This is a genomic window from Streptomyces rhizoryzae (assembly GCF_023155275.1).
Classification (GTDB): Bacteria; Actinomycetota; Actinomycetes; order Streptomycetales; family Streptomycetaceae; genus Streptomyces; species Streptomyces rhizoryzae.
The window spans coordinates 13,265-40,074 of the sequence record NZ_JALMUV010000058.1 but is presented as its reverse complement, the minus strand read 5'-3'; the positions used below and the strand labels follow the sequence as shown (position 1 = coordinate 40,074).

Annotated in this window: 21 protein-coding genes; 13 read left to right on the top strand and 8 right to left on the bottom strand. The window is 71.9% G+C overall.

From position 1 onward, the window contains the following. Window positions 1-148 precede the first annotated feature (148 nt). The 6 genes from MUU72_RS31610 (at window position 149) to MUU72_RS31585 (ending at window position 7,290) form a co-directional block, all read left to right on the top strand. Window positions 149-898: a GntR family transcriptional regulator gene (locus MUU72_RS31610; RefSeq protein WP_248016872.1), complete on the top strand. Its 750-nt coding sequence runs from the start codon at window positions 149-151 to the stop codon at window positions 896-898. A gap of 284 nt (window positions 899-1,182) precedes the next feature. Beyond that, window positions 1,183-2,862, top strand: a complete 1,680-nt coding sequence (locus MUU72_RS31605; RefSeq protein ID WP_248016871.1) for an APC family permease — start codon at window positions 1,183-1,185, stop codon at window positions 2,860-2,862. A gap of 244 nt (window positions 2,863-3,106) precedes the next feature. Beyond that, the gene (locus MUU72_RS31600; RefSeq protein ID WP_248016870.1) at window positions 3,107-3,286 is read left to right on the top strand and encodes an SPOR domain-containing protein; all 180 of its coding nucleotides are present in this window, start codon (window positions 3,107-3,109) and stop codon (window positions 3,284-3,286) included. Window positions 3,287-3,338: 52 nt separating this feature from the next. Beyond that, window positions 3,339-3,767, top strand: coding sequence for a (deoxy)nucleoside triphosphate pyrophosphohydrolase (locus tag MUU72_RS31595; protein ID WP_248016869.1), 429 nt, complete (start codon window positions 3,339-3,341; stop codon window positions 3,765-3,767). Between the two features lie 241 nt (window positions 3,768-4,008). Then, entirely contained in the window at window positions 4,009-4,470 is a 462-nt protein-coding gene (locus MUU72_RS31590) for an ATP-binding protein (RefSeq protein WP_248016868.1), read from the top strand. A 279-nt stretch (window positions 4,471-4,749) separates the two neighbouring features. After that, on the top strand, window positions 4,750-7,290 hold the full coding sequence (locus MUU72_RS31585) for a SpoIIE family protein phosphatase (protein WP_248016875.1): 2,541 nt from the start codon (window positions 4,750-4,752) through the stop codon (window positions 7,288-7,290). A gap of 83 nt (window positions 7,291-7,373) precedes the next feature. On the opposite strand, the gene MUU72_RS31580 is transcribed toward MUU72_RS31585, so the two are convergent. The 5 genes from MUU72_RS31580 to MUU72_RS31560 form a co-directional block, all read right to left on the bottom strand. Further along, window positions 7,374-8,786, bottom strand: a complete 1,413-nt coding sequence (locus tag MUU72_RS31580) for an amidohydrolase family protein (protein ID WP_248016867.1) — start codon at window positions 8,784-8,786, stop codon at window positions 7,374-7,376. A 105-nt stretch (window positions 8,787-8,891) separates the two neighbouring features. Beyond that, window positions 8,892-9,692, bottom strand: coding sequence for a succinate dehydrogenase/fumarate reductase iron-sulfur subunit (locus MUU72_RS31575; protein WP_248016866.1), 801 nt, complete (start codon window positions 9,690-9,692; stop codon window positions 8,892-8,894). Then, on the bottom strand, window positions 9,689-11,611 hold the full coding sequence (locus tag MUU72_RS31570) for a fumarate reductase/succinate dehydrogenase flavoprotein subunit (RefSeq protein WP_248016865.1): 1,923 nt from the start codon (window positions 11,609-11,611) through the stop codon (window positions 9,689-9,691). Before MUU72_RS31570 ends, MUU72_RS31575 begins: the two co-directional genes overlap by 4 nt. Window positions 11,612-11,665: 54 nt before the next feature. Beyond that, window positions 11,666-12,493, bottom strand: coding sequence for a succinate dehydrogenase subunit SdhC (sdhC, locus tag MUU72_RS31565; RefSeq protein ID WP_248016864.1), 828 nt, complete (start codon window positions 12,491-12,493; stop codon window positions 11,666-11,668). Window positions 12,494-12,507: 14 nt separating this feature from the next. Continuing rightward, window positions 12,508-12,807: an Rv0250c family protein gene (locus MUU72_RS31560; RefSeq protein ID WP_248016863.1), complete on the bottom strand. Its 300-nt coding sequence runs from the start codon at window positions 12,805-12,807 to the stop codon at window positions 12,508-12,510. 423 nt (window positions 12,808-13,230) lie between these two features. On the opposite strand from MUU72_RS31560, the gene MUU72_RS31555 reads away from it, so the two are divergent. The 7 genes from MUU72_RS31555 (at window position 13,231) to MUU72_RS31525 (ending at window position 23,501) form a co-directional block, all read left to right on the top strand. Further along, complete coding sequence (locus MUU72_RS31555; RefSeq protein ID WP_248016862.1) at window positions 13,231-15,585, top strand: ABC transporter family substrate-binding protein; 2,355 nt, start codon at window positions 13,231-13,233, stop codon at window positions 15,583-15,585. Between the two features lie 185 nt (window positions 15,586-15,770). Beyond that, the gene (gene typA, locus MUU72_RS31550; protein ID WP_248016861.1) at window positions 15,771-17,687 is read left to right on the top strand and encodes a translational GTPase TypA; all 1,917 of its coding nucleotides are present in this window, start codon (window positions 15,771-15,773) and stop codon (window positions 17,685-17,687) included. A gap of 224 nt (window positions 17,688-17,911) precedes the next feature. Then, on the top strand, window positions 17,912-19,537 hold the full coding sequence (locus MUU72_RS31545) for a peptide ABC transporter substrate-binding protein (RefSeq protein WP_248016860.1): 1,626 nt from the start codon (window positions 17,912-17,914) through the stop codon (window positions 19,535-19,537). A 20-nt stretch (window positions 19,538-19,557) separates the two neighbouring features. Next, entirely contained in the window at window positions 19,558-20,481 is a 924-nt protein-coding gene (locus MUU72_RS31540; protein WP_248016859.1) for an ABC transporter permease, read from the top strand. After that, complete coding sequence (locus MUU72_RS31535) at window positions 20,474-21,457, top strand: ABC transporter permease (protein ID WP_248016858.1); 984 nt, start codon at window positions 20,474-20,476, stop codon at window positions 21,455-21,457. The genes MUU72_RS31540 and MUU72_RS31535 overlap by 8 nt, the downstream gene beginning before the upstream one ends. A 12-nt stretch (window positions 21,458-21,469) precedes the next feature. Next, a complete protein-coding gene (locus tag MUU72_RS31530) occupies window positions 21,470-22,480 on the top strand; it encodes an ABC transporter ATP-binding protein (protein WP_248016874.1) in 1,011 nt (336 codons plus the stop codon). After that, window positions 22,467-23,501 carry an ABC transporter ATP-binding protein gene (locus MUU72_RS31525; protein WP_248016857.1) on the top strand — a complete coding sequence of 345 codons (1,035 nt, stop codon included), beginning with the start codon at window positions 22,467-22,469 and terminating at the stop codon, window positions 23,499-23,501. The genes MUU72_RS31530 and MUU72_RS31525 overlap by 14 nt, the downstream gene beginning before the upstream one ends. Window positions 23,502-23,581: 80 nt before the next feature. Here MUU72_RS31525 and MUU72_RS31520 read toward each other — a convergent pair whose 3' ends face one another. The 3 genes from MUU72_RS31520 to MUU72_RS31510 are packed head-to-tail and all read right to left on the bottom strand — an operon-like array spanning window position 23,582 to window position 26,796. Further along, the gene (locus MUU72_RS31520; RefSeq protein WP_248016856.1) at window positions 23,582-24,730 is read right to left on the bottom strand and encodes an ABC transporter ATP-binding protein; all 1,149 of its coding nucleotides are present in this window, start codon (window positions 24,728-24,730) and stop codon (window positions 23,582-23,584) included. A gap of 12 nt (window positions 24,731-24,742) precedes the next feature. After that, window positions 24,743-25,813 (bottom strand): ABC transporter ATP-binding protein, encoded by a 1,071-nt coding sequence (locus tag MUU72_RS31515; protein ID WP_248016855.1) that lies wholly within the window; start codon window positions 25,811-25,813, stop codon window positions 24,743-24,745. A gap of 11 nt (window positions 25,814-25,824) precedes the next feature. Next, window positions 25,825-26,796, bottom strand: coding sequence for an ABC transporter permease (locus tag MUU72_RS31510; protein ID WP_248016854.1), 972 nt, complete (start codon window positions 26,794-26,796; stop codon window positions 25,825-25,827). Window positions 26,797-26,810 lie beyond the last annotated feature (14 nt).

Here is a 26,810-nt window from a genome sequence, read left to right as displayed (position 1 = left end):
CGAGCGGCCCGGTGCGGTGGGGGCGGGGGAGGGTGAGGGGCCGGGGTGAGCTGGGGGGATGGCGGAGTGCGAAGCGATGGCCTGAGGTTGCGGGTGGCCACGCGCGGTTGCCACGCTGTTGCGGACTGTCAAGCTGTTGGGAGGGCACGTGCCTTTCGGTGAGCAGCCCGCGTACCTCCGCGTCGCCGGCGACCTGCGCCAGAAGATCGTCGACGGGGTGCTGGCCCCGCACACCCGGCTCCCTTCCCAGGCGCGGATCCGGGAGGAGTACGGCGTCTCGGACACCGTCGCGCTGGAGGCCCGCAAGGTCCTGATGGCCGAGGGGCTGGTGGAGGGCCGCTCCGGGTCGGGGACGTACGTGCGGGAGCAGCCGGTACCGCGCCGGATCGCCCGCGGCGGCTTCCACACCCGCCCCTGCACCCCGTTCCGCCAGGAGCAGTCGGACGAGCGGGTGCGGGGCACGTGGGAGTCCCACAGCGAGCAGGAGGCGGCCGGTGCGGCGGTGGCCGCCCGGCTGCGGATCCCGGTGGGGGCCAGGGTGATGCGCACCCGCTACGTCTTCCGGGCGGAGGGGGAGCCCTCGATGCTCTCCACCTCCTGGGAGCCGCTGGAGATCACCGGGCGGACGCCGGTGATGCTGCCGGAGGAGGGGCCGCTGGCCGGGCGCGGGGTGGTCGAGCGGATGGCGGCCATCGACGTGGTGGTGGACAACGTCGTCGAGGAGGTCGGGGCCCGGCCCGGGCTGGCCGAGGAGGCGCTGGCGCTGGGTGGGGTGCCGGGGCACGCGGTGCTGGTGGTCTCGCGGACGTACTTCGCCGGCGGTCGGCCGGTCGAGACGGCCGATGTGGTGGCGCTGGCGGCGCGGCACCGGGTCGCGTACCACCTGCCGGTGAAGTAGCGCCCGCGGACGCACTCCCCGTAGGCGCCAAGTCGACGGCGGGTAGGGGGATCCTGCGGTTTCCGAAGGGGTGGAGCCGGTCCGCCGGCCATGAAATTCAGCCGAGTTAGGTGTCCGTTTCGTGTGGGTTTGATGGCATATGTCGTCCGAATATCGGTGTTGGAAAACTCACAGAGGCTCAACTGGGCCGGATTTTTTGCCTGCTGTGGGGGCGGGATCTTCGGATTCGCTCATACGATGGCGAAGTTTGTGCACGGCACGGGGGAAGACCAGGAGACCAGCACGTGAGCACGACGAAGCCAACGAGTGCGGAGCAGGGCTCGCACTCGAACTACCGCCGGTCCCTCGGGACCATCGCCCTGACCGCCACTGGTCTCGGGTCCATCATCGGTTCCGGCTGGCTGTTCGGGGCCGAACGGGCCGCCGCCATCGCCGGTCCGGCCGCGATCCTCGCCTGGGTCATCGGCGCGGTCGTCGCGCTCACCATCGCCCTCACCTACACCGAGCTGGGCTCGATGTTCCCGAAGGCGGGCGGGATGGTCCGCTACGGCCAGTACTCGCACGGTTCGCTGGCCGGGTACCTCGCGGCCTGGGCGAACTGGATCGCCATCGTCTCGGTGATCCCCGGTGAGGCGACCGCCTCCGTCCAGTACATGAGCTCGTGGGACTTCAGCTGGGCCAAGGCGCTCTACGACGGCCAGGAGCTCACCGGCTCCGGCGTCGCGGTGGCCAGCGTCCTGCTGATCTTCTACTTCTTCATGAACTGGTTCGCGGTCTCGCTGTTCGCCAAGACCAACACCGCGATCACGGTCTTCAAGGTCGTCGTGCCGGTGCTCACCGCGGGCGCCCTGATCCTGGCCCACTTCGACACCCACAACATCGAGCGCGCCGGCGGTTTCGCCCCCAACGGCTGGAGCGCGGTCTTCAGCTGTGTGGCGCTCTCCGGCATCGTCTGGGCCTACAACGGCTTCCAGTCGCCGCTCAACCTCGCCGGCGAGGCGCGCAACCCCGGCCGCTCGCTGCCCAAGGCCGTCGCCTTCTCCATCGTCATCGCGCTGGTCATCTACCTGGCACTCCAGGTCGCCTTCCTCTTCGCGGTGCCCGCCGGGGACCTGAGCAAGGGCTGGGGCGGGCTCAGCTACCACTCCCCGCTCGCCGAGCTGGGGCTCGCCTGGGGCCTGAACTGGCTGGCGCTGCTGCTGTACGCGGACGCGTTCGTCTCGCCGTCCGGTACCGGCATGATCTACGCCGCCACCACCTCGCGCATGATCCAGGGCGTCCAGGAGAACGGCCACCTGCCGGGCATCTTCGGCAAGGTCGACGCCAAGACCGGCATCCCGCGCCCGGCGCTGGTGCTCAACCTCGGGGTGGCCTTCCTGTTCCTGGCGGTCTTCCGCGGCTGGGGCTCGCTCGCCGAGGTCGTCTCCGTCGCCACCGTCATCTCGTACATCACCGGGCCGGTCGCCGTGATGGGCCTGCGGCGGCTGTCGCCGCACATGAAGCGGCCGGTGAAGCTGCGCGCCATGCCGGTCATCGCGCCGGTCGCGATGATCTTCGGTTCGCTGGTCCTGTACTGGGGCAAGTGGCCGCTCACCGGCAAGGTCATCTTCATCATGGCGGTCGGTCTGCCGGTCTGGGCGTGGTACGAGATCGGCCGGCCGTGGAAGCAGGGCCGCAAGCCGCTGCGCGACCTGCTGCCGCACCTCAAGGCCGGTGCCTGGATGGTGATCTACCTGCTGGTCATGGCGGCCGTGTCCTACCTGGGCGGCAAGGAGTTCGGCGGCAAGGGCTACCTGCCGCCGGGCCTCGACCTCGCGGTGGTCGCGGTGATCGCGCTGGCCTTCTACTTCTGGGGCGTGCGCAGCGCCTGGCGCAACCCCTCGCTGGTCCAGGTCGAGGCCGAGCTGGCCGCGGCGGAGGAGTCCGGCGAGGCGGCGGGCGAAGGGGCCCGCACCGGAGCCTGAGCGGCCTTCGCGGTCCGTTCCGACCCCCTGAACACTGCCCGGGCCGCCCGGGCGCACAACCGGCCACGCGCGGCCGCACCTGGAGCTTCCAGGGCCGCGGGTGGCCGGTTCGGTCTCTCTTTGTGCAAATTCGTATCCGGTGCGTAAAGGTCGGGCGTAGGCTCGGGCATATGCGGATTGCGATTTCGGCATCAGCACAGGAGGGGCGCGCAACGGCGCGCTGCGGGGCGGACGGAGGGGTGCAATGACCGACAACGGGATCGCGCTGCCCTGGCTCGTCATCCGCCAGGACGAAGGCGGCAACCGCTATCGGGTCGGCCGCTACGCCACCCGCGCGGAGGCGGAGCGGGTCGCCGACCGCCTCGACACCCGCGGCAATCAGCGGCTTTACGTGGTCGAGCGGGTGAGCCACGGGGCTCCGTGAGCGAAGCGGGGCGGACAAGCGCGAGTCCGGCGGGGGACGTAGGCTGCCGCGCATGACGACGGTGCGCGTAGTGGTGGGCGGTGCGGTGTGCGAGCGGGGGCGGCTGCTGGCCGCCCGGCGCAGCGCGCCGCCCGCGCTGGCCGGCCGCTGGGAGCTGCCCGGCGGCAAGGTGGAGGACGGCGAGACGCCGGAGCAGGCGCTGGTGCGCGAGCTGCGCGAGGAGCTGGGGGTCGAGGCCGAGCCGGTGGAGCGGATCCCCGGTGAGTGGGTGCTGCGGCCCGGCTACGTCCTCCAGGTGTGGACCGCGCGGCTGGTCGGCGGGCGGCCGGAGCCGCTCCAGGACCACGACGCACTGCGCTGGCTGGGGCCGGGCGAGGAGCGCGAGGTGGACTGGCTCGACCAGGACCGTCCGGCGGTCGCCGAGGTGATGCGCCGGCTGGGCAGCAGACCCGCGGCGGGTATCCCGGGCGCGCGGCTGTAGCGCCGGGGCGGCGCCGGGAGCGCGCCCCTGGCGGGTGCGGGTCGCGTGCGCGGCCGGGCGGCCGGCCCGCCGTCCGCCCGCTCGTACGGTGTCCCCACCGCCTCGCCGGTCTGCCGCGAGATGCGCCATTTGTGCCACAGTGCACGGTTGAAGGCGGTACCGACCCCGCGATATCGGGTATGTCCTGAATGGCCCCTTTCGGTGGGGGTCGGGTTCGACGGGGGACCCCTCGGCCTGGGAAGTGATCGGCGTGAGCGACAGCGCAGCGGCAGAGGTCCCGGACTCCGGCCCCACCGATGTCCGCAGGCGCGGCCGGGCCTCCGGGGCGCCGTGCGCCGAATGGAGCTTCCCCGCCGACCCCGGCGCGGCGCGCTCCGCCCGCACCATGGTCCGTCAGGTGCTCGACGACTGGGGACTGGACGGCGCCGCCGACGTCGCGGTGCTGCTGGTGAGTGAGCTGGTCACCAACTCCCTGCGGTACACCAGTGGGCCCATCGGCGTACGCATGGTGCTGCTGGGCGCCGGGGCGCTCCTCGTCGAGGTCTCCGACCCGCTGCCCGATCCGCCGCGGACCCGCACCGCCGCCCCCGATGACGAGGGAGGACGCGGGCTCCAGCTGGTCGCGCACAGTTCGCGGCGGTGGGGCACCCGCCAGGGGAAGAGCGGCAAGACAGTGTGGTTCGAGCTGTCGGTGGCTGGTTAGGAGTCATGAGGAGTCCTGATCGTTGCCATTTCATCGACATTTTGTGGATGGCCTGCGATCGAGACTGTGCTGTGATCGTGAAGACCGTGTTCCGGATAGCCGAGGTGCTGGAATACTCGGCAGGTCCGGTCCGGGCACGATGAGCTGGAGGGGACGGGGCTCGTGAGCGAGAAGGCATCTGGCGGGGTGGTACCCGCGCAGAACGACGGCCGGTGCGGCGCGGACGGTCCGCAGGGACCGGGCGGTCACCGCCATGCGCCCGAGCCGCTCGGCGCGGCGGTGTGGCAGAGCAGCCGGCCCGGCTCGATCTACGACTACATCAAGGTCGCCTCGTTCTCGCTCGGCCCCGACGGGCGCATCGACCGGTGGAGCGAGCGGGCCGCCCGGATGCTGGGCATCCCGGCCCGGCACGCCCTCGGCAAGGACCCGGTCGCGGCGTTCGTACCGGGCGAGTTCCAGGAGACCGGGCGCCGCAAGGTCGCCGAGATCCTGGACGGCCGGGAGTGGACCGGCCTGGTGCCCTACAGCCGGGAGGCCGGCCGCGCCGCCGAGGGCCTCGCCGAGATCTACGTGATGCCCGCCGAGAACGAGGACGGTGAGCGCGGCGCGGTCTGCCTGGTCGTCGACGTCCGGGCGCTGCGCGGCATCGAGACCGACCTCGCCGCCGCGCAGGCCGTTTTCGGTCAATCCCCCATGGGCTTCACCCTGTTCGGCACCGATCTGAAGCTGCTGCGGGTCAACGAGCGCTTCGCCACCGTCTTCGGCGGCCCGGCCGGCAAGTACCGCGGCGGCACACCGTACGACTTCCTGCCGCGGCCCGAGGCGGAGCGGATGACGATCGCGCTGCGCCGGGTCCTGGAGACCGGCGAACCGGTCAGCGAGATGCAGCTGGTGGGCCACGTCCCCGGGGAGGAGGACCGCCGCCGCTGGTCGGTCTCGCTCTACCGCCTGCACGGTGCCAGCGGCCGCCCGATCGGGGTCGCCGCGCTCGCCTCCGACGTCACCGGCCGCCGCCGCGCCGAACGGGAGGCCGCCAATGCCCGCCGCAATCTGGCGCTGCTCAACGAGGCCGGTGCCCGGATAGGCAACTCCCTGGACCTGGAGACCACCGCCCGCACCCTGCTCGACGTCGCGGTCCCGCAGTTCTGCGACCTGGCGTCGGTCGACCTCTACCAGGGGCTGCTGGCCGGCGACGAGGAGCAGCCGGGGATGAGCGACGGCAGCGCGGAGCTGCGCCGGGTCGCCTTCGCCAGCGCGGTCTCCGACGCCCCGCTGGCCGCCGGCGCCCCCTACGACGCCCCGGTCGAGGTCGGGGCGGTCCACCGCTACCCCTTCAACTCCCCTTGTGCGGCGGCCCTGCGGACCGCGCAGGCGCAGATCGTCCCGGGCCGGGACAGCGACGAGGCTCCGGAGCTGGGCGCCGTGGTGCACTCCACGCTCGCCGTCCCGATGGTCGCCCGGGACACCGTCGTCGGCCTGGTGCGGTTCTCCCGGACGAAGGGCAGCGAGCCGTTCGGCGAACGGGACACCGCGCTCGCCGTCGAACTCGCCGCGCGCGCCGCGGTCTGCATCGACAACGCCCGCCTCTACCGCCGCGAGCACGAACGCGCGCTGATATTGCAGCGCAGCCTGCTGCCGCCCGGCGCCCCCGAGGCGGCCGGTCTCGACATCGCCTGCCGCTATCTGCCCGGGACCACCGCCACCGAGGTCGGCGGCGACTGGTTCGACGTCATCGAACTCCCCGGCCACCGCACCGCCCTGGTCGTCGGCGACGTCATGGGCCGGGGCCTGCGCGCCGCGGTCGCGATGGGTGAACTGCGCACCGCGGTGCGGACGTTGGCCCTGCTGGACCTGGAGCCGGCCGAGGTGCTGGGCGCGCTGGACGAGATCGCCCGGGGGCTGGGCGGCAGCGGCGACCGGGGCGCCGCGCGCAGCCGCTCGGGCGCGGCGGCCGGCGGGACCGGCCAGGGCCGCTCGGCCCGCACCGCCGACCTCTCCGAGGTCTACCTCGCCACCTGCGTCTACGCCGTCTACGACCCGATCACCCGGATCTGCACCTTCGCCAACGCCGGCCACCTGCCGCCGGTGCTGGTCGAGGAGGGCGAGGAGGCGCTGCTGCTGGACGTCCCGCCGGGGATGCCGCTGGGCGTCGGCGGGGAGCCGTTCGAGGAGATCGAGGTCGAGGTGCCGGACGGCGCGCTGCTGGCGCTGTACACCGACGGCCTGGTGGAGTCCCGGCACCATCCACTGGACGAGGGGCTCCAGGCGTTCCGCCGGGCGCTCTCGGACGCCGGCCGGCCGCTGGAGGACGTCTGCGACCACGTCCTGAGCGAGCTGAACACCTCGCACGGCGAGGACGACATCGCGCTGCTGATGGCCCGGGTGCACGGGCTGCCCAAGGACGCGGTGGGGGACTGGAATCTGGCGCCGGAGCCGCGCTCGGTCGCCCGGGCCCGGGAGCTGGCCCGCGACCAGCTGACCGACTGGGGGCTCCAGGCCCTGGTCGACACCACGGAGCTGCTGGTCAGCGAGCTGGTGACGAACGCGCTGCGGCACGGGCACGGCGAGATCCGGCTGCGGCTGCTGCTGGACCGGACGCTGGTGTGCGAGGTGTGGGACGCCGATCTGGCCCAGCCGCGGCGGCGGCGGGCCCGGGACACCGACGAGGGCGGCCGCGGTCTCCAGCTGGTCGGGCTGCTCAGTGAGCGCTGGGGGAGCCGGCGCACCCCGCGCGGCAAGACCGTCTGGTTCGAACTCGCGCTGCCGGACGGCGACACGGAGCCGGCGGACCCGGCGGAGGCCCTGCTGAGCCTGTTCTGAGGGGCGCGTTCGGAGGGGCGTGCGCCGAGGGGCGCGGCAGGCCCCGGAGGACCCGGGTGGACGGACCCGGGCGGAGCGGGCGGTCAGGCGCCGCGGAGGTGCGCGGCGGCCAGTTCGGCCTCGCGGACGACGCGGGCGGTGTCGACGTGCAGCAGCGCGCCGTCCGCCTTGCGCAGGTGGCCGTCGACGAACACCTCGCTGACGTTCGGCGGCTGGCCGTTGAGGACGATCTGGCTGGTCCAGTCGAAGCGCGGGGCGAAGTTGAGCGTGCCGGGGTCCAGGACCACGACGTCGGCGCGCTTGCCGGGGGTCAGTGAGCCGACCCGGTCGGCCATGCCGATGGCCTCCGCGCCGCCGAGGGTGGCCATCCGCAGCACGGCCGGGAGGGTCGGGTGGATCTCGGCGTCCTGGTGCAGGGCCCGTTGGAGGCCGACCGCCGCCTTCATCACGTTGAACATGTCCGAGGTGTCGTTGGTGCCGCCGTCGTGGCCCAGCCCGGCCTTGACGCCGTGCCGGTGGAAGGCCGGCAGCGGGCAGATACCGGACGCCAGCCGCATGTTGCTCAGCGGGCAGTGCGCGATCCGCACGTCGTGCTCGCCGGTCAGCGCGATCTCCTCGGCGGTGAGGTGGATGGCGTGGTTCATCAGCAGGTCCGGGCCGAACGCGCCGATCTCGCGCAGCGAGCGGATCGGGTCGTCCGCGCGGTCGCCCTTGTTCTCCAGGACGTGCGAGTTGAACATCACCTTCAGGTCGCGGGCGACCTCGTACAGCGCCCGCAACTCCTTGAGCCGGTCCATCCCGGCGTGCGCGGAGACCTGGACGGAGGCCAGCGGGAGCGGGTCGAGGAGGTCCTTCTTGACCTTCGGGATGAGGTGGGCGTCGGCGGCGCTCTGGGTGGCGGCGTAGACGAAGCGCAGCCCGGCGTCGTCCAGGGCCCCGATGTAGCGCTCGCTGGTGTCGTAGGGGATCGGGTGGACCCAGTCGACGACGGTGGTGACGCCCGCCTGGAGGGCGTCGAGGGCGGCCAGGTGGACGAAGCGGTACATGTCCTGGGGGCCGATCCCGGGGAGGGTGGCGCGGTTGCAGTCGCCGAGCCAGCCGTAGAGGTCCTCGTTCGAACAGCCGCCGCGGATGCTGGACTGCCACAGGTGGTTGTGCAGGTCGACGAAGCCGGGCAGCACGATCCTGCCGCGGGTGTCCAGGAGGCGGGCGCCGGCCGGGGCGGTCAGCCCGCGCCCCACGGCGGCGACGGTGCCGTCCCGCAGCAGGACGTCCACGCCGTTCTCCAGCTGCCCCAGGGGGCCCTTGCCCAGCTTGGTGTCCATGGTGAGCACCAGGTCGGCGCCGCGCAGCAGGGTGGTGCGGCGGGGGCCGGGGGCCGGTGCGGGGGTGGCCGGGCGGTCCTGGGCGACGGCGGGGAAGCCGGCCGCGGCGGCCAGCGGGACCGTGCCCAGGCCCGCCAGCACGCGGCGCCGGTTCAGTTTCGGAAGATTCATTCCGTTCTTATACCGCGCTTGTTCGAATCCGCCGTAAGGATGTTTCCAGCCATCTGATTCCACGTCAGAAGAGCGGCAGGACCGGCTACTCGGGGACGCGGCGGGTCATTCCGTCCGTCGCCGGATCTTGTTCCCGAGCCACACCAGAGGGTCGTATTTCCGGTCCGCGGCCCGCTCCTTCAGCGGGATCAGCGCATTGTCGGTGATCTTGATGTGCTCGGGGCAGACCTCCGTGCAGCACTTGGTGATGTTGCAGTAGCCGAGCCCGTGGCCGTCCTGCGCGGTGCGCCTGCGGTCCAGGCCGAGGGCCGGTGCGGCGTCCAGCGGGTGCATGTCCAGCTCGGCGATCCGCATCAGGAAGCGCGGGCCGGCGAAGGCGTCCTTGTTCTCCTCGTGGTCCCGGACCACATGGCAGGTGTTCTGGCACAGGAAGCACTCGATGCACTTGCGGAACTCCTGTGACCGGTTCACGTCCTCCTGCCGCATCCGGTACTCGCCCGGCCCCAGATCCGCCGGCGGCACGAACGCGGGGATCTCGCGCGCCTTGGTGTAGTTGAACGAGACGTCGGTGACCAGGTCGCGCAGGACCGGGAAGGTCCGCATCGGGGTGACCGTGACGGTCTCGGCGCGGGTGAACACCGACATCCGCGTCATGCACATCAGCCGCGGCCGCCCGTTGATCTCCGCGCTGCACGAACCGCACTTGCCCGCCTTGCAGTTCCAGCGCACCGCGAGGTCCGGCGCCTGGGTGGCCTGGAGGCGGTGGATGATGTCGAGCACCACCTCGCCCTCGTGCACCTCGACCTCGTAGTCGCGCAGTTCACCGCCGTCCGCGTCACCGCGCCAGACCCGGAAGTGCGCCGGGTAGGACCCGCCGGGCCGCTGCTCCGCCTGCCGCTCGCTCACCGGCTCAGCTCCTCGTCCGTCAGATACTTCACCAGCTCGTCCTGCTCGAAGAGTTCGAGGAGATCGCGGCGGATCGGCGGGGTCTCCCGGCGGGTGAGCCGGATCCGCCCGCGCGCCGGGTCCGGGTCGCCGCCGCCGTCCGGCCCGTCGGCGAGCTCGCAGACGAGGTTGACGTTGCGCCAGCGCCGGTCCATCTCCGGGTAGTCGTCCCGGGTGTGGCCGCCCCGGCTCTCCGTGCGGGTCAGCGCCGCCCGCGCCACGCACTCGCTGACCAGCAGCATGTTCCGCAGGTCCAGGGCCAGGTGCCAGCCGGGGTTGTACTGCCGGTGGCCCTCCACGCCCGCCCGGTGGGCCCGCACCCGCAGCGCCGCGAGCCGGCTGAGCGCCTCGGCCATCTCCTCCTCCCGGCGGATGATGCCGACCAGGTCGTTCATCGCCTGCTGGAGCTCCTGGTGCAGGGCGTACGGGTTCTCCGCCGGGCCGCCGGTCTCCTCGGCGCTGAACGGGCGCAGCGCCTCCGCCTCGGCCGCGTCGATGTCGCGCGCCTCGGCGGGCGGCCGGGCGTGCAGCGCGGTGACGTACTCGGCCGCGTACAGTCCCGCGCGGCGGCCGAAGACCAGCAGGTCGGAGAGGGAGTTGCCGCCCAGCCGGTTGGAGCCGTGCATCCCGCCGGCCACCTCGCCGGCCGCGAACAGCCCGGGCACGCCGGTCGCCGCCGCGGTGTCCGGGTCCACCTCCACCCCGCCCATCACGTAGTGGCAGGTCGGGCCGACCTCCATCGGCTCGGCGGTGATGTCCACGTCCGCCAGCTCCTTGAACTGGTGGTGCATGGACGGCAGCCGGCGCTTGATCACCTCGGCCGGCATCCGGGTCGAGACGTCCAGGAAGACCCCGCCGTGCGGGGAGCCGCGGCCCGCCTTGACCTCGGCGTTGATGGCCCGGGCCACCTCGTCGCGGGGCAGCAGCTCGGGGGGCCGGCGGTTGCGGTCGGGGTCGTCGTACCAGCGGTCGCCCTCGGCCTCGGTCTCGGCGTACTTCTCCTTGAAGACGTCCGGGACGTAGTCGAACATGAACCGCTTGCCGTCGCTGTTGCGCAGCACCCCGCCGTCGCCGCGCACCGACTCGGTGACCAGGATGCCCTTGACCGACGGCGGCCAGACCATCCCGGTCGGGTGGAACTGCACGAACTCCATGTTGATCAGCGGCGCGCCGGCCAGCAGCGCCAGCGCGTGGCCGTCGCCGGTGTACTCCCAGGAGTTGGAGGTCACCTTGAAGGACTTGCCGATCCCGCCGGTGGCCAGCACCACCGCCGGCGCCTCCAGCACGAAGAACCGCCCCGACTCCCGGTCGTAGGCGAAGACCCCGGAGACCTTGCCGCCGGTCTTCAGCACGCGGGTGACGGTGCACTCCTGGAAGACCTTCAGCCCCTCCTCGTACGAGCCGGAGACCCGCTGGTCCTCCTGCTGGAGGGAGACGATCTTCTGCTGGAGGGTGCGGATCAGCTCCAGGCCGGTGCGGTCGCCGACGTGTGCCAGCCGCGGGTACTCGTGGCCGCCGAAGTTGCGCTGGGAGATCCGGCCGTCCGGGGTGCGGTCGAAGAGCGCGCCCCAGGTCTCCAGCTCCCAGACCCGGTCGGGGGCCTCCCGGGCGTGCAGTTCGGCCATCCGCCAGTGGTTGAGGAACTTGCCGCCGCGCAGGGTGTCCCGGAAGTGGACCTGCCAGGTGTCGTGCTCGTTGGCGTTGCCCATACTGGCCGCGATACCGCCCTCGGCCATCACCGTATGGGCCTTGCCGAACAGGGACTTGCAGATCACCGCCGTCCGCATGCCCGCCTCGCGGGCCTCGATGGCGGCGCGCAGCCCGGCGCCGCCCGCGCCCACCACGACCACGTCCCAGGTCTGCCGGTCCACATGCGCCATCAGCGGCACACCTTCCCTCGTAAGTTCCGCGGTTTCCCTCGGAAGTTGCCTGCGTCAGAAGAAGCGCGGGTCCTCGAACGCCCCGCCGGCCAGCAGGAAGACGTAGAAGTCCGCCACCGCCACGCTGATCAGCGACGCCCAGGCGAGCTGCATGTGGCGGGCGTTGAGCGTGCTGACCCAGCCCCACAGTCGGTACCGCACCGGGTGCTTGGAGAAGTGCCGCAGCCGGCCGCCGACGATGTGCCGGCAGGAGTGGCAGGAGAGGGTGTACGCCCAGATCAGCACGATGTTGGCGAGGAAGACCAGCGAGCCCAGGCCCATGTGGCCCCAGCGGTAGTGGTCGTCGCGGAAGGTCAGCACGGTGTCGTACGTCAGCACCCCGGCGACCAGGACCGCGAAGTAGAAGAAGTAGCGGTGGACGTTCTGGAGGATCAGCGGGAAGCGGGTCTCGCCGGTGTACCTGCGGTGCGGCTCGGCGACCGCGCAGGCCGGCGGGGACGCCCAGAAGCCGCGGTAGTACGCCTTGCGGTAGTAGTAGCAGGTCAGCCGGAAGCCCAGCGGGAAGATCAGGATCAGCAGCGCGGGGGACAGGCCCCACCAGCTGCCGAACACCTCCCAGTTGGGGCCGCCGCGCATGGGGTGGCAGTTCGCCGCCAGGCACGGGGAGTAGAACGGCGAGACATACGGGGCGTGGTAGTAGTCGGCGTTCGCGAACGCCCGCCAGGTCGAGTAGACGACGAACGCGAGCAGCCCGGCGGCGGTGCCGGCCGGCGCCAGCCACCAGCGGTCGGTGCGCAGGTGGCGGGCGGGGATCGCGGCGCGCGAGGCATCGCGCACGCCGGTCGGGCCCGATTGCGGTGCGGGTTCGATGCCAGTGGCCAACGTCGTCTCCGTCCTTACGGTGCGTGCCGGTCCCTGGCGCCCAGGCCCTCGTCCTCGGCGTCGGTCCACAGCGCGGAGTTGTAGGGGGTGTCCGGGATCGGCACCATCTCGTCCTCGGCCGTACCGGCCCGGCCCGGCGGGGCGGCGGCCAGACTCTGCTTCAGCAGCGCCAGGCCCTCCCGCAGGTGGTCGGTGTCGCTGCGGATCCGGCGGACCTCCAGCCCCTCGCCGATCCGCTTCTCCAGCGCGCCGACCGCCTGGACCAGGGCGTCCAGGCTGCGTTCAACCGCCGTCAAGTCGTCCTGAACGGACATCGCATGCCCTCACTTCGTGACGGGTGGTGGGCGATCTCATGCGCCCGAGAGTGTCGCGCGTCACAGTAGGGCTTGGGAAGGGGGCAGGCGCGAGTACGACTCGAACCGGTGCGTTGCCCCACCCCCACGCCCCACGGAACGTCGAACTCCGGTGCGAACGGGGCAGGTCCACGGCCATCGGCGGGCCCTCCCGGGGGCGCGCGCGGGGGTCCGTACGCCCCGTCGTGATCCCGTGCGTCCACCGGTCGGAGCAGCGGGAACGGGGCCGGGCGGGTGGCCTTCGGCGCGCCGCCGCCGTGTCGGGAGGCGAGGAAGCGGACGGTCACCTTCAGTTAGGGATGCCATAGATGTGATGAGCCGCAAAGTCGGCCGGACGTGTTGCTGCGGCTCGGTGCGGCGCGGGCGAGCCCGGAGGTAACTGTCATGACCGACCACGTCAGGCCAGCCGGCGCGGTGTGCCGGCGGCGCCGCTGTGCCGCGATCGTCGCGGCGGGGGTGCTGCTCCCGATGCCGGTGCTGGCCGGGTGCAGCCAGGGCGACACCGCCCCCTCCGTCGCCCGGTCCCAGGACATCGCACCGGCCCCGCGCGGCGCGCTGAAGAACGGCGGCACGGTGCGCTGGGCCCTCGACGCGCTGCCCAGCACCTTCAACGCCTTCCAGAGCGACGCCGACGCCGGCACCACCCGGGTCGCCGGCGCGGTGCTGCCCAGCCTGTTCACCCTCGACGCCGGCGGCCGGCCGCAGCGCAACGCCGACTACCTCACCGCCGCGGACATCAGCGCCCGCGAGCCCCGGCAGGTCGTCACCTACCAGCTCAACCCCAAGGCGCGGTGGAGCGACGGCCGGCCGATCGGCGCCGCCGACTTCGCCGCCCAGTGGAACGCGCTGCGCGGCAAGGACAGCGCCTACTGGACCGCCCGCAACGCCGGCTACGACCGGATCGCCAAGGTCGAGCCGGGCGCGAAACCGCACCAGGTCAAGGTCACCTTCGCCCGCCCGTACGCGGACTGGCAGGCGCTGTTCACCCCGCTCTACCCCCGGTCCGTGATGGGCGACGCGAACGTCTTCAACGACGGGGTGCGGGAGAAGCTCCCGGTCGGCGCCGGGCCGTTCCTCGTCCGCACGCGGGACGCCGACCGCGGCACCGTCACCCTGGTCCGCAACCCCGCCTGGTGGGGTGAGAAGGCCAAGCTCGACCGGCTGGTGCTGACCGCGCTGCCGCGCGACAAGCGGGCCGCGGCACTGGCCGCCGGATCGGTCGACGTCGCCGCGGTGGACCGGCCGGCCGCCGAGCGCGTGGACCGGGCCGCCGCGCCCGCCTCCCCCCAGGGCGTGGACGCCAAGGCCGCCGCGCACCGCGCCGCCGCCCGGGACGCCGCGCTGCGCGGCTACACCGTCCGCAAGGCCCTGGAGCCCGCCTACACCCAGCTCGCCCTCAACGGCAGCGCCGGACCGCTCGCCGACCAGCGGGTGCGCCGCGCGGTGGCCCGCGCCATCGACCGGCAGGCGCTCGCCGACTCCGTCCTCAAGCCGCTGGACCTGCCCTCCCACCCGCTCGGCAACCACCTGCTGATGGCCGGTCAGCACGGCTACCAGGACCACAGCGACGCGCTCGGCGACGCGGACGCCGGCGCCGCCAGGAAGCTGCTCGCGGACGCCGGCTGGAAGCCCTCGGGCCCGGCCGCGCCGGAGCCGGCCGGGGAGCAGGCCGGCGCCGGCCGCGCGGTCACCCCGGACCGGGCGGACGACGACGGCCCGGACGACCGCGGCCCCGGCGCGGACGAGCCCGGCGACGGCGCCCCGGCCGACCGGCCCGGCGACGCGGTCAGCGACGGCCGCAACCCGCAGCGGCCCGCCCGGGCCCGCGGTGCGGGCGACGGTGCCCGCCCGGCCGCCGCCGAGGCCCCGCTGTCCTTCACCGGCGCGGTCGGCTCCGAGGTCCAGCAGGCCGCGCTGCTGCGGCAGAGCGCGGCGTTCTACAAGGCCGGCGCCGCCGAGGAGAAGGCCGCGGCCGACGGGGACACCGGCTCCGCCGCGTACGCCAGGTACCGCCGGTACACCAAGCGGGCCGCCCAGGCGCTGGGCGCCGCCGAGGTGATCGAGACCGGGCAGGCGCCGCACCTGCCGGGGGCCGCCGCCGGGCACGCGGCCGCCTTCCGGACCGGCCCCGGTGCGGCCGCGGCCCGGCCGGCGCACGCCGCCGCCTCGCCGGAGGCGGCGGGCCGGCGGCCGGCCGCGGTGCCGGTGATGAAGAAGGACGGCCGGCCGCTGTCGCTGCGCTTCGTCCTCCCCGACGGGCCCGGCTCCGAGCAGCTGCGCGCCGTGGGCCGGCGGATCGCCGGGATGCTGAACCGGATCGGCGTGCAGACCGCGATCCAGCGGGTGCCGGACGCCAGTTACTTCCAGGACCACATCGCCTCCGGCGACTACGACCTGGCGCTGTACTCCTGGCCCGGCACCGCCTTCCCGGCCACCGACGCCCGGCCGATCTTCGCCAAGCCGCAGCCCGCCCCGGACGGCTCGCTGACCGTCGAGCAGAACTACACCCGGGTCGGCACCGACCACATCGACCAGCTCTTCGACCAGGCCGCCTCCGAGCTGGACGGGGACGCCGCGCACACCCTGGTCGAGCAGGCCGACGCCCGGATCTGGGCGGCCGCCGGATCGATTCCGCTCTACCAGCGGCCGGAGCTGGTGGCGACCAGGAAGTCCCTCGCCAACATCGGCGCGTTCGGCTTCGCCACCCCCCGCTTCCAGGACATCGGCTACACCCGGTAAAGGGCCCGCCAGAGGTCTTTCCCGGGACAAAACAGCAGGTCAGAGGTGCTGGGTACGGGCTGGGGCGGCTGTTGCCGCCACAGCCCCGTACCATGGGGTGAGGCCGTGGCGTCCTCAAGCCCGGCAGGGCGCGCGTACCGGACCGTACGTGCCGCCATCCACGATTCCGGGAGAAGCGCCGCACTATGGCTCGTACCGTCGAGCGTCACGACATCCGCAACGTCGCCATCGTCGCCCACGTCGACCACGGCAAGACGACCATCGTCGACGCCATGCTCAAGCAGGCCGGTGCCTTCGCCGCGCACCAGCTCGACTCCGTCGACGACCGCGTCATGGACTCGAACGACCTGGAGCGTGAGAAGGGCATCACGATCCTCGCCAAGAACACCGCGGTGAAGTATCACCCGAAGGACGGCGGGGAGCCCATCACCATCAACATCATCGACACCCCCGGCCACGCCGACTTCGGTGGCGAGGTCGAGCGCGGCCTGTCGATGGTCGACGGCGTCGTCCTCCTGGTGGACGCGTCCGAGGGCCCGCTGCCGCAGACCCGCTTCGTGCTGCGCAAGGCCCTCCAGGCGCGGATGCCGGTCATCCTGTGCATCAACAAGACCGACCGCCCGGACTCCCGGATCGACGAGGTCGTCAACGAGACCTACGACCTCTTCCTGGACCTGGACGCCGACGAGGACCAGATCGAGTTCCCGATCGTCTACGCCTGCGGCCGCGACGGCATCGCCTCGCTGACCAAGCCGGAGGACGGCACCGTCCCCGCCGACTCCACCAGCCTGGAGCCGTTCTTCTCCACCATCCTGGACACCATCCCGGCCCCCTCCTACGACGAGGAGGCCCCGCTCCAGGCGCACGTCACCAACCTCGACGCGGACAACTTCCTCGGCCGGATCGCGCTGCTCCGCGTCGAGCAGGGCGAGCTGCGCAAGGGCCAGACGGTGGCCTGGATCAAGCGCGACGGCTCGGTGGCGAACGTCCGCATCTCCGAGCTGATGATGACCGAGGCGCTCACCCGCAAGCCCGCCGAGAAGGCCGGCCCGGGCGACATCTGCGCGGTCGCCGGTATCCCCGACATCATGATCGGCGAGACCCTGGCCGACCCGGAGAACCCGGTCGCGCTGCCGCTGATCACGGTCGACGAGCCGGCGATCTCGATGACCATCGGCACCAACACCTCCCCGCTGGTCGGCCGCGGCGGCACCGGCAAGGGCGCGGACGCCAAGGCCGCGGTCAAGGACCGCAAGGTCACCGCCCGCCAGGTCAAGGACCGCCTGGACCGCGAGCTGATCGGCAACGTCTCGCTCCGCGTGCTGGACACCGACCGCCCGGACGCCTGGGAGGTCCAGGGCCGCGGCGAGCTGGCGCTGGCCATCCTGGTCGAGACCATGCGCCGGGAGGGCTACGAGCTCACCGTCGGCAAGCCGCAGGTCGTCACCAAGGAGGTCGACGGCAAGACCTACGAGCCGGTCGAGCGGATGACCATCGACGTGCCCGAGGAGCACATGGGCGCGGTCACCCAGCTCATGGGCGTCCGCAAGGGCCGGATGGACAACATGTCCAACCACGGCTCCGGCTGGGTGCGCATGGAGTTCGTCGTCCCCTCCCGCGGTCTGATCGGCTTCCGCACGGAGTTCCTGACCCAGACCCGCGGCACCGGTATCGCGCACTCCATCCACGAGGGCCACGAGCCCTGGTTCGGCACCCTGACCACGCGCAACAACGGCTCGCTGGTCGCCGACCGGTCCGGTACGGTCACCGCCTTCGCGATGACCAACCTCCAGGAGCGCGGCGTGCTCTTCGTCGAGCCCGGCACCGAGGTGTACGAGGGCATGATCGTCGGTGAGAACTCCCGCTCCGACGACATGGACGTCAACATCACCAAGGAGAAGAAGCTCACCAACATGCGGTCGTCCACGGCCGACGTGGCCGAGTCGATCGTGCCGCCGCGCAAGCTCTCCCTGGAGCAGTCCCTGGAGTTCTGCCGCGACGACGAGTGCGTGGAGGTGACCCCGGAGGCGGTCCGCATCCGCAAGGTCAACCTCGACCAGCGCGAGCGCGCCCGCGCCGCGTCCCGCGCCAAGCACGGCTGAGCGGGCCGCACCCACGGCTGACCACGGCGCCCCGCCGGACCCCGGTCCGGCGGGGCGCCGCCGTATGCCCGCACCGGGTCGGTCATCCGGGGGGTTTCCCGGGGGTTCGGAGCAGTGGCGCCCGGCGCCGGGGTGCGGTAGGCCCCGCCGTGGGCTGTGATGTGGGCTACGTGCGGTCCCCGCGACCACGCGTGCCCCCGCAGTCCGGACCGTAAGGAGGCGCCATGCCGACCGCCGCGCGCGTGCAGCGGGCCGTCTGCCTGGCGGGGGCGCTGGCCCTGGCGGCCACGGCCTGCGGCGGCGGGCGCGGCGCCACGGGCGGCTCCGCGGTGGTCAGCGCCTCCTGGGGGGACCCGCAGAACCCGCTGGAGCCGGCCAACACCAACGAGGTGCAGGGCGGCAAGGTCCTGGAGATGCTGCTGCGCGGCCTCAAGCGCTACAACCCGCGCACCGGCGCCGCGGAGAACGTCCTCGCGGAGAAGATCGTCACCACCGACGCCCGGCACTACACCGTCCGGCTCCGGCCCGGCTGGACCTTCAGCAACGGCGAGCCGGTCACCGCCAAGTCCTTCGTGGACGCCTGGAATTACGGCGCACTGCTGACCAACAAGCAGAAGAACGCGCCGTTCTTCCAGTACATCGACGGTTTCGAGAAAGTACATCCGGACAAGGGCGCGCCCACCGCGAAAACCCTCTCCGGCCTGTCGGTGAAGGACGACCGCACCTTCACCGTCACGCTCAACCAGAAATTCTCCACCTGGCCGGACACCCTGGGCTACGCGGCCTTCATGCCGCTGCCGCAGTCCTTCTTCCGCGACCACGCCGGCTGGCTGGCGCAGCCGGTCGGCAACGGCCCGTACCGCGTCGACTCGTACGACAAGGGCACCGTGCTGCGGATGCGGAAGTGGACGCGGTACCCCGGCTCCGATCCGGCCCGCAACGGCGGGATCGACCTGCGGGTCTACACCGACACCGACACCGCCTACACCGATCTTCAGGCCGGGAACCTCGACGTGGTCGACGACATTCCGGCGTCCCAGCTGAAGAACGTCCGGACCGATCTGGGAAAGCGGTACATCAACCAGCCGGCCGGCATCATCCAGACCCTCGCCTTTCCCATGTACGACCCGCGGTGGGGCCGGCCGGGCATGGAAAAGGTGCGGCGCGGACTGTCGATGGCGATCGACCGGGAGCAGATCACCCGGGAGATCTTCCAGCACACCCGCACCCCGGCCACCGACTGGACCTCACCGGTCCTGGGGGAGAAGGGCGGCCACAAACCAGGGCTGTGCGGCGAAGCCTGCGTCTTCGCCCCGGCGAAGGCCCGGCAGCTCATCAAGGAGGGCGGCGGAATTCCCGGCGGCCGGCTGACCATCGCGTACAACGCCGACACCGGCTCGCACAAGGACTGGGTCGACGCGGTCTGCAACAGCATCAACAACACCCTGGGCAACGACCGGGCGTGCGTGGGGAATCCGGTCGGCACCTTCGCTGATTTCCGCAACAAGATCAGCGCCCGGCAGATGACCGGGCCGTTCCGGTCCGGCTGGCAGATGGACTACCCGCTCATCCAGAATTTCCTCCAGCCGCTCTACTACACCAATGCCTCGTCCAACGACGGGAAGTTCAGCGATCCGGGTTTCGACGCGCTCGTCAACCAGGCCAACGCCGCGCCCGACACCCGGCAGGCGGTGGCGCTCTTCCAGGACGCCGAGCGGATCCTCGCGCGGAAGATGCCGTCCATTCCGCTGTGGTACCAGAACGGCAGCGGCGGCTATACGGAACGGGTCAGGAATGTGACGCTCAATCCCTTCAGCGTCCCGGTCTACAACGAGATCACGGTCGGCTGACCGCGAAGTGAGGCGGGCTCATGGGACGTTATGTGATCCGGCGGCTGCTCCAGATGATTCCGGTGTTCATCGGCAGCACCTTCCTCATCTTCCTGATGGTGTACGCGCTGGGCGACCCGGTGGCCGCGATGTTCGGCGAACGCGCCCCGGACCCGGCCACCGCCGCGCAGATCCGCCACGACCTCTACCTCGACCAGCCGCTGTGGAAGCAGTACCCGCATTACATGGGCCAGATCTTCCAGGGGAATTTCGGCATCGCGTTCAACGGCCGCCCGGTCACCGAGCTGATGGCCGCCGCCTTTCCGGTCACCCTCCGGCTCACCCTGATCGCCGTCGTCATCGAAATGGTCGTGGGCATCGCGCTGGGGGTCTTCAGCGGACTGCGGCGCGGCCGGAGCATCGACACCACCGTGCTCGTCCTCACCCTGATCGTGGTGTCCGTCCCGACCTTCGTCAGCGGCTATCTGCTCCAGTTCGTCTTCGGGGTGAAACTCGAATGGGCCGCGCCGACCGTCGCGTTCGAGACCCCGCTGAACGAAATGCTGCTGCCCGGACTCGTCCTGGCGCTGGTCTCGCTCGCCTACGTCACCCGGCTGACCCGGACCTCCATCGCGGAGAACGCCCGCGCCGACTACATCCGCACCGCGGTCGCCAAAGGACTGCCCCGGCGCCGGGTCATCACCCGCCACCTGCTGCGCAATTCCCTGATCCCGGTCGTCACCTTCATCGGCACCGATATCGGCGCGCTGATGGGCGGTGCCATCGTCACCGAGCGCATCTTCAACATCCACGGCGTGGGATTCCAGCTCTACCAGGGAATCCTCCGGCAGAATTCACCGACCGTGGTGGGATTCGTGACGATCCTGGTGCTGGTGTTCCTCATCGCCAATCTGCTGGTCGACCTGCTGTACGCCGTCCTCGACCCGAGGATCCGCTATGCCTGAGCCGCACGTCCCCAAGGAAGCCATCGGCCACGGCGACGGCGGCACCGCCGCGCTGGCCATCGGCGAGGCCGAGTCGCTGGAACGCGCCCACGCCGCCGGGCCCCCGCCCCCCGGCGGCGCACCCACCGGCCGGCCCCGCAGCCTGTGGAGCGACGCCTGGCACGACCTGCGCCGCAACCCGGTCTTCGTGCTCTCCGCGCTGGTCATCGTCTTCCTGGTGGTGATCGCCCTGTGGCCGCAGCTGATCGCCACCGGCAACCCCTACCGCGCCGACCTCGCCAAGGCCCAGCAGGGCGCCGCACCGGGCCACCCCTTCGGCTACGACCTCCAGGGCCGCGACGTCTACACCCGCGTCGTCTACGGCGCCCGGGCCTCCATCACCGTCGGCACCTGCGCCACCGCCGGCGCCGCCCTCCTGGGCAGCCTGCTCGGCGGCCTGGCCGGCTTCTTCGGCGGCTGGTGGGACGCGCTGCTCTCCCGGCTCGCCGACATCTTCTTCGGCATCCCGGTCCTGCTCGGCGGACTGGTCTTCCTCTCCGTGGTCACCAGCACCACCGTCTGGCCGGTGGTCGGCTTCATCGTGCTGCTCGGCTGGCCGCAGGTCGCCCGGATCGCCCGCGGCTCGGTCGTCACCGCCAAGCAGAACGACTACGTCCAGGCCGCGCGGGCGCTGGGCGCCGGCAACGGGCGGATGCTGCTGCGGCACATCGCGCCCAACGCCGTCGCCCCCGTCATCGTCGTCGCCACCATCGCGCTGGGCACCTACATCGCGCTGGAGGCCACCCTGTCCTACCTCGGCGCCGGCCTGAAACCCCCCACCGTCTCCTGGGGCATCGACATCTCCGCCGCCTCCACCCACATCCGCAACGCGCCGCACATGCTGCTCTGGCCGGCCGGCGCGCTGAGCCTGACGGTGCTGGCGTTCATCATGCTCGGCGACGCGGTGCGCGACGCCCTCGACCCCAAGCTGCGCTGAGGAGGCGTGACGATGACCGAAGGCGGCGTGCCCCCGGCACAGCCCCTGCTCGACGTCCGGGACCTCCGGGTGGAGTTCCGCACCCGGGACGGCGTGGCCAAGGCCGTCAACGGCGTCAGCTACACCGTCGCGGCCGGGCAGACCCTCGCGGTGCTCGGCGAGTCCGGCTCCGGCAAGTCCGTCACCGCCCAGGCCGTGATGGGCATCCTCGACTCCCCGCCCGGCTTCGTCACCGGCGGGCAGATCCTCTTCCGGGGCCGCGACCTGCTGACCCTGGGCCGGGAGGAGCGCCGCCGGATCCGCGGCGCCCAGCTGGCGATGATCTTCCAGGACGCGCTCTCCGCGCTGAACCCCGTCCTCAGCGTCGGCACCCAGCTCGGCGAGATGTTCCGGGTGCACACCGGCGCCTCCCGCAAGGACGCCCGGGCCAGGGCCGTCGCGCTGATGGAACGGGTCGGCATCCCGGCGGCCCGGCAGCGGGTGGGGGACTACCCGCACCAGTTCTCCGGCGGTATGCGCCAGCGCATCATGATCGCCATGGCGCTGGCCCTTGAGCCCGCCCTGATCATCGCCGACGAGCCGACCACCGCCCTCGACGTCACCGTCCAGGCCCAGGTGATGGACCTCCTCGCCGAGCTGCGCCGGGAGTACCGGATGGGGCTGATCCTGATCACCCACGACCTGGGCGTGGTCGCCGACGTCGCCGACACCATCGCCGTGATGTACGCCGGCCGGGTCGTGGAGACCGCCCCCGTCCACCAGCTCTACAAGGCCCCCGCCCACCCGTACACCCGCGGCCTGCTGGAGTCCGTCCCGCGCCTGGGCCCCAAGGACCGCCCGCTGTACGCCATCAAGGGCCTGCCGCCCAGCCTCACCGCCATCCCCCCGGGCTGCACCTTCCACCCCCGCTGCCCGCTGGCCCGCGACCTCTGCCGCACCGACCGCCCGCCGCTGTACGAGGCCGGCCCGGAGCGCACCAGCGCCTGCCACTTCTGGAAGGAGACCCTCGATGGCGCCCGATGACCCGCTCCTGGACGTCCGCGACCTGGTCAAGCACTTCCCGCTGACCCGGGGGGTGCTGGTCAGGAAGCAGGTGGGGGCGGTCAAGGCGGTCGACGGGATCTCGTTCGCCCTCCGGCCGGGCGAGACGCTGGGGATCGTGGGGGAGTCCGGCTGCGGCAAGTCCACCGTGGCCCGGATGCTGGTCGGCCTGGAGCGGCCGACCTCGGGCCGGATCGGCTACCGCGGCCAGGACATCACCCGCCTGTCCGGCCGCGCCCTGAAAGCCGTCCGCCGCAACATCCAGATGGTCTTCCAGGACCCCTACACCTCGCTCAACCCCCGGATGACGGTCGGCGACATCGTCGGCGAGCCCTTCGCGATCCACCCCGAGGCGGCGCCGAAGGGGGACCGGCGGCGCCGGGTCCAGGAGCTGCTGGAGGTCGTCGGGCTCAACCCGGAGTTCATCAACCGCTATCCGCACCAGTTCTCCGGTGGCCAGCGCCAGCGCATCGGCATCGCCCGCGGCCTGGCCCTCCGCCCGGAGATCATCGTCGCGGACGAACCGGTGTCCGCCCTCGACGTCTCCGTGCAGGCGCAGGTCGTCAACCTCCTGGCCCGGCTCCAGGGCGAGTTCGGGCTGTCCTACGTCTTCATCGCGCACGACCTGTCCGTCGTCCGCCACCTCTCCGACCGGGTCGCGGTGATGTACCTCGGCAAGATCGTCGAGACCGGCACCGGCGAGCAGATCTACGACCACCCCACCCATCCGTACACCCAGGCCCTGCTCTCCGCCGTCCCGGTGCCCGACCCGGAGGCCCGCGCCCACCGGGAGCGCATCCTGCTCAGCGGGGACGTGCCCTCGCCCGCCGACCCGCCGTCCGGCTGCCGCTTCCGCACCCGCTGCTGGAAGGCGCGCGAGCTGTGCGCCCGGGTGGAGCCGCCGCTGGCGGTCCCGGACGTCCTGCGGGACGCCACCGGACCCGCGCGGCACGCCTCCGCCTGCCACTTCGCGGAGGAGCGGCGGGTGGTCCCGAACACGTAGCGCCCGGCCCGGGGAGCCCCCGCGCGAAAGCCCGCCTCCCGGGCGGGAAGCGGGCTTTGCGGTCCTGCGGTACGGGCGGGTCAGTCCTGCGCGGCGGACGTCCCGTCGCCGTCGCCGGCCACGGCCTCCTCGATCGCCGCCAGCGCCGGGTCCAGGACGATGTCCTCGCCGCGGGACGCGGTGGTGGGCTCCTCGGGGAAGTGGCAGGCCGTCAGGTGGCCGGCGCCGTTGCCGGACAGCTGGACCAGCGGCGGCTCCTGGGTCGCGCACTTCTCCTGCGCCTTCCAGCAGCGGGTGCGGAAGCGGCAGCCGGACGGCGGGTTGACCGGCGAGGGCACGTCGCCGGCGAGCCGGATCCGCTCCCGCTGCTCCTCACCCTCCTCGGCGAGCCTCGGCTCGGGCACCGCCGACAGCAGGGCGTGGGTGTACGGGTGGCGCGGCCGCTGGTAGATGTCGTCGCGGGTGCCCACCTCGACGATCTTGCCGAGGTACATCACCGCGACCCGCTCGCTGAAGTGCCGCACCACCGCCAGGTCGTGGGCGATGAAGACGAACGCGATGCCCAGTTCGCGCTGGAGGTCCTGGAGGAGGTTGACCACCTGCGCCTGGATGGAGACGTCCAGCGCGGAGACCGGCTCGTCCGCGACGATCAGCTTCGGCTCCAGGGCGAGCGCCCGGGCCACGCCGATGCGCTGCCGCTGGCCGCCGGAGAACTCGTGCGGGAAGCGGTTGTAGTGCTCGGGGTTGAGACCGACGGTCTCCAGCAGCTCCCGGACCCGCTTCTCGCGGCCGCCGGGCGGGTTGATCCCGTTGATCTCCATCGGGCCGCTGATGATCGTGCCGACCGTCTGCCGCGGGTTCAGCGAGGCGTACGGGTCCTGGAAGATCATCTGGATCTCGGAGCGGATCGGCGCCAACTGCTTGCGCTTGGCGTGGGTGATGTCGTGACCCGCGTAGGTGATCGTGCCGGAGGTGGGCTCCATCAGCCGGGTCAGCAGCCGCCCGGTGGTCGACTTGCCGCAGCCGGACTCGCCGACCAGGCCGAAGCTCTCGCCGGCGTGCACGGTCAGGTCCAGCCCGTCGACCGCCTGGACGGCCCCGACCTTCCGCTTGAACGGGAAACCGCCGTAGATCGGGAAGTGCTTGGTCAGTCCTTCCGCGACGAGCAGCGGCTCGCCCTGCGCGGGCGCGGCGGCCCGGGGCGCCGGGAGGGTGTCGTTCTTGGCCATCGTGGTCGCTCCCTAGCCCAGCCGGGGCTTGATCTGCTCGGTGAAGAAGGTCTGCTTCTGCTCGGCGGTGAGGTGGCAGGCGGCGGCCCGGCCCGGCGCCAGCGGCGGGCGCTCCCCCGAGCACCGGCCGCCGTCGACCTCCGCGGTGAACGCGCACCGCGGGTGGAACGGGCAGCCCGGCGGCGGGTTGAGCAGGCTCGGCGGGGAGCCCGGGATCGGGTGCAGCGACTCGCTCACGTCCGACGACAGCCGCGGCATCGAGCTGAGCAGGCCCCAGGTGTACGGGTGCCGGGGCTCGGTGAGGATCTCCCGGACCGAGCCGCGCTCCACCGCCCGCCCGGCGTACATGACCAGCAGGTCGTCGGCGGTGTCGGCGACCACCCCGAGGTCGTGGGTGATCATGATGATCGCGGACCCGAACTCCTGCTGGAGGTCCTTGAGCAGGTCGAGGATCTGCGCCTGCACGGTGACGTCCAGCGCGGTGGTCGGCTCGTCGGCGATCAGCAGCTGCGGGTTGCAGACCAGCGCCATGGCGATCATCGCGCGCTGGCGCATACCGCCGGAGAACTGGTGCGGGTAGTCGTCCACCCGCAGGTTGGGCTGCGGGATGCCGACCTTGGTCAGCATCTCGATCGCGCGCTGCCGGCCCTCGCGCTTGCTGGCGCCGGTGTGCTTGATGAACGGCTCGGCGATCTGCCGCCCGACGGTGTAGTACGGCGACAGGGCGGTCAGCGCGTCCTGGAAGATCATCGCCATCTTGTTGCCCCGGAGCTTCTCCAGGGTCTTCTCCTTGGCGCCGGTCAGCTCCTGGCCGTCCAGGTGGATCTCACCGGTGATCTCGGTGGCCTTGGGGTTGTGCAGCCCCAGCACCGCGAGGTTGGTGACGGACTTCCCGGAGCCGGACTCGCCGACGATGCCCAGGGTCTTGCCGCGTTCCAGGTCGAAGGAGAGGCCGTCGACCGCCTTGACGATGCCGTCCTCGGTGGAGAAGCGGACATGCAGGTCGCGGACGGAGAGGAAGGAGCCGGCAGAACCGGATCCGTTCGGGGCCGGGGTCCCCTCGGTCTTGGTGAGTGTGGTCACGACAGGCTCTCCTAGGACAGGCGCACGCGCGGGTCGATGAACGCGTACGCCGCATCCACGATGATGTTGAAGAAAAGGATCAGGGCGGCGCTGAACACCATCACGCCCATCACCATCGGCAGGTCGAGGGTGACGACGGAGTCGACCGCCAGCCGGCCGATCCCCGCCAGCTGGAAGGTGAACTCGGTGATCATCGCGCCACCGAACAGCGAGCCGAGGTCCACACCGAGGATGGTGACGATCGGGATCAGCGAACCGCGCCAGGCGTACCGCAGGAAGACGTAGCGCGCCGGCATGCCCTTGGCCTTGGCGGTGCGGACGTGCTCCTCCTGGAGCTGCTCGATCATCGTCGAGCGCGCCATACGGGTGTACTGCGCGGTGAAGATCGTCGCCATCACCAGCCACGGGATCAGCAGGCCCATGAACCAGCCGAACGGGTTGCTGGTGAGGTTCACGTACTGCGGGGCGGCCATGATGCCGCTGTAGACGAAGATGCCCAGCACGACGGGGCCGAGGATGTAGATCTGCACCGAGCTGAGGACCATCGAGATGCCGGTGACCGTCTTGTCCAGCAGCGAGCCGCGCTTCCAGGCCGCGAGCAGGCCGGTGCCCAGGCCGATCGCCAGGAAGGCCACGACGCCGCCGAAGGCCAGCGACGCGGTGAGGGGCAGCCGGTCCATCATCGTGGACCAGACGTCCTGCTTGGTGGCGAAGGAGTAGCCGAAGCAGGGGGCGCTGCAGTGACCGAGCGTGAAGTCGCGTCCCGCGAAGATGCCGACCAGGAAGTGCCAGTACTGGACCGGCACGGGCTGGTCCAGGCCCAGGTTCTTGTGGATCAGCGCGACGTTGTCGGCCGTGCAGTTCTTACCGCAGGCCATCAGCGCGGGGTCACCCACGGAGAAGAAGACGAAGAAGGTGAAGGCACTCAGCAGGACGAGGATGACGACCGCGCCGATCGTCCGGCGAAGGAGGAAGGGAAGCATGACAGTTCGCTGCT

Excerpts from the sequence above, each read along its gene's own strand:
- MUU72_RS31600 (WP_248016870.1), top strand. The coding sequence starts at position 3,107 with ATGACCGACAACGGGATCGCGCTGCCCTGGCTCGTCATCCGCCAGGAC.
- MUU72_RS31595 (WP_248016869.1), top strand. The coding sequence starts at position 3,339 with ATGACGACGGTGCGCGTAGTGGTGGGCGGTGCGGTGTGCGAGCGGGGG.
- MUU72_RS31580 (WP_248016867.1), bottom strand. The coding sequence starts at position 8,786 with ATGAATCTTCCGAAACTGAACCGGCGCCGCGTGCTGGCGGGCCTGGGC.
- MUU72_RS31570 (WP_248016865.1), bottom strand. The coding sequence starts at position 11,611 with ATGGCGCATGTGGACCGGCAGACCTGGGACGTGGTCGTGGTGGGCGCG.
- MUU72_RS31560 (WP_248016863.1), bottom strand. The coding sequence starts at position 12,807 with ATGTCCGTTCAGGACGACTTGACGGCGGTTGAACGCAGCCTGGACGCC.
- MUU72_RS31555 (WP_248016862.1), top strand. The coding sequence starts at position 13,231 with ATGACCGACCACGTCAGGCCAGCCGGCGCGGTGTGCCGGCGGCGCCGC.
- typA (WP_248016861.1), top strand. The coding sequence starts at position 15,771 with ATGGCTCGTACCGTCGAGCGTCACGACATCCGCAACGTCGCCATCGTC.
- MUU72_RS31545 (WP_248016860.1), top strand. The coding sequence starts at position 17,912 with ATGCCGACCGCCGCGCGCGTGCAGCGGGCCGTCTGCCTGGCGGGGGCG.
- MUU72_RS31540 (WP_248016859.1), top strand. The coding sequence starts at position 19,558 with ATGGGACGTTATGTGATCCGGCGGCTGCTCCAGATGATTCCGGTGTTC.
- MUU72_RS31535 (WP_248016858.1), top strand. The coding sequence starts at position 20,474 with ATGCCTGAGCCGCACGTCCCCAAGGAAGCCATCGGCCACGGCGACGGC.
- MUU72_RS31530 (WP_248016874.1), top strand. The coding sequence starts at position 21,470 with ATGACCGAAGGCGGCGTGCCCCCGGCACAGCCCCTGCTCGACGTCCGG.
- MUU72_RS31525 (WP_248016857.1), top strand. The coding sequence starts at position 22,467 with ATGGCGCCCGATGACCCGCTCCTGGACGTCCGCGACCTGGTCAAGCAC.
- MUU72_RS31520 (WP_248016856.1), bottom strand. The coding sequence starts at position 24,730 with ATGGCCAAGAACGACACCCTCCCGGCGCCCCGGGCCGCCGCGCCCGCG.
- MUU72_RS31510 (WP_248016854.1), bottom strand. The coding sequence starts at position 26,796 with ATGCTTCCCTTCCTCCTTCGCCGGACGATCGGCGCGGTCGTCATCCTC.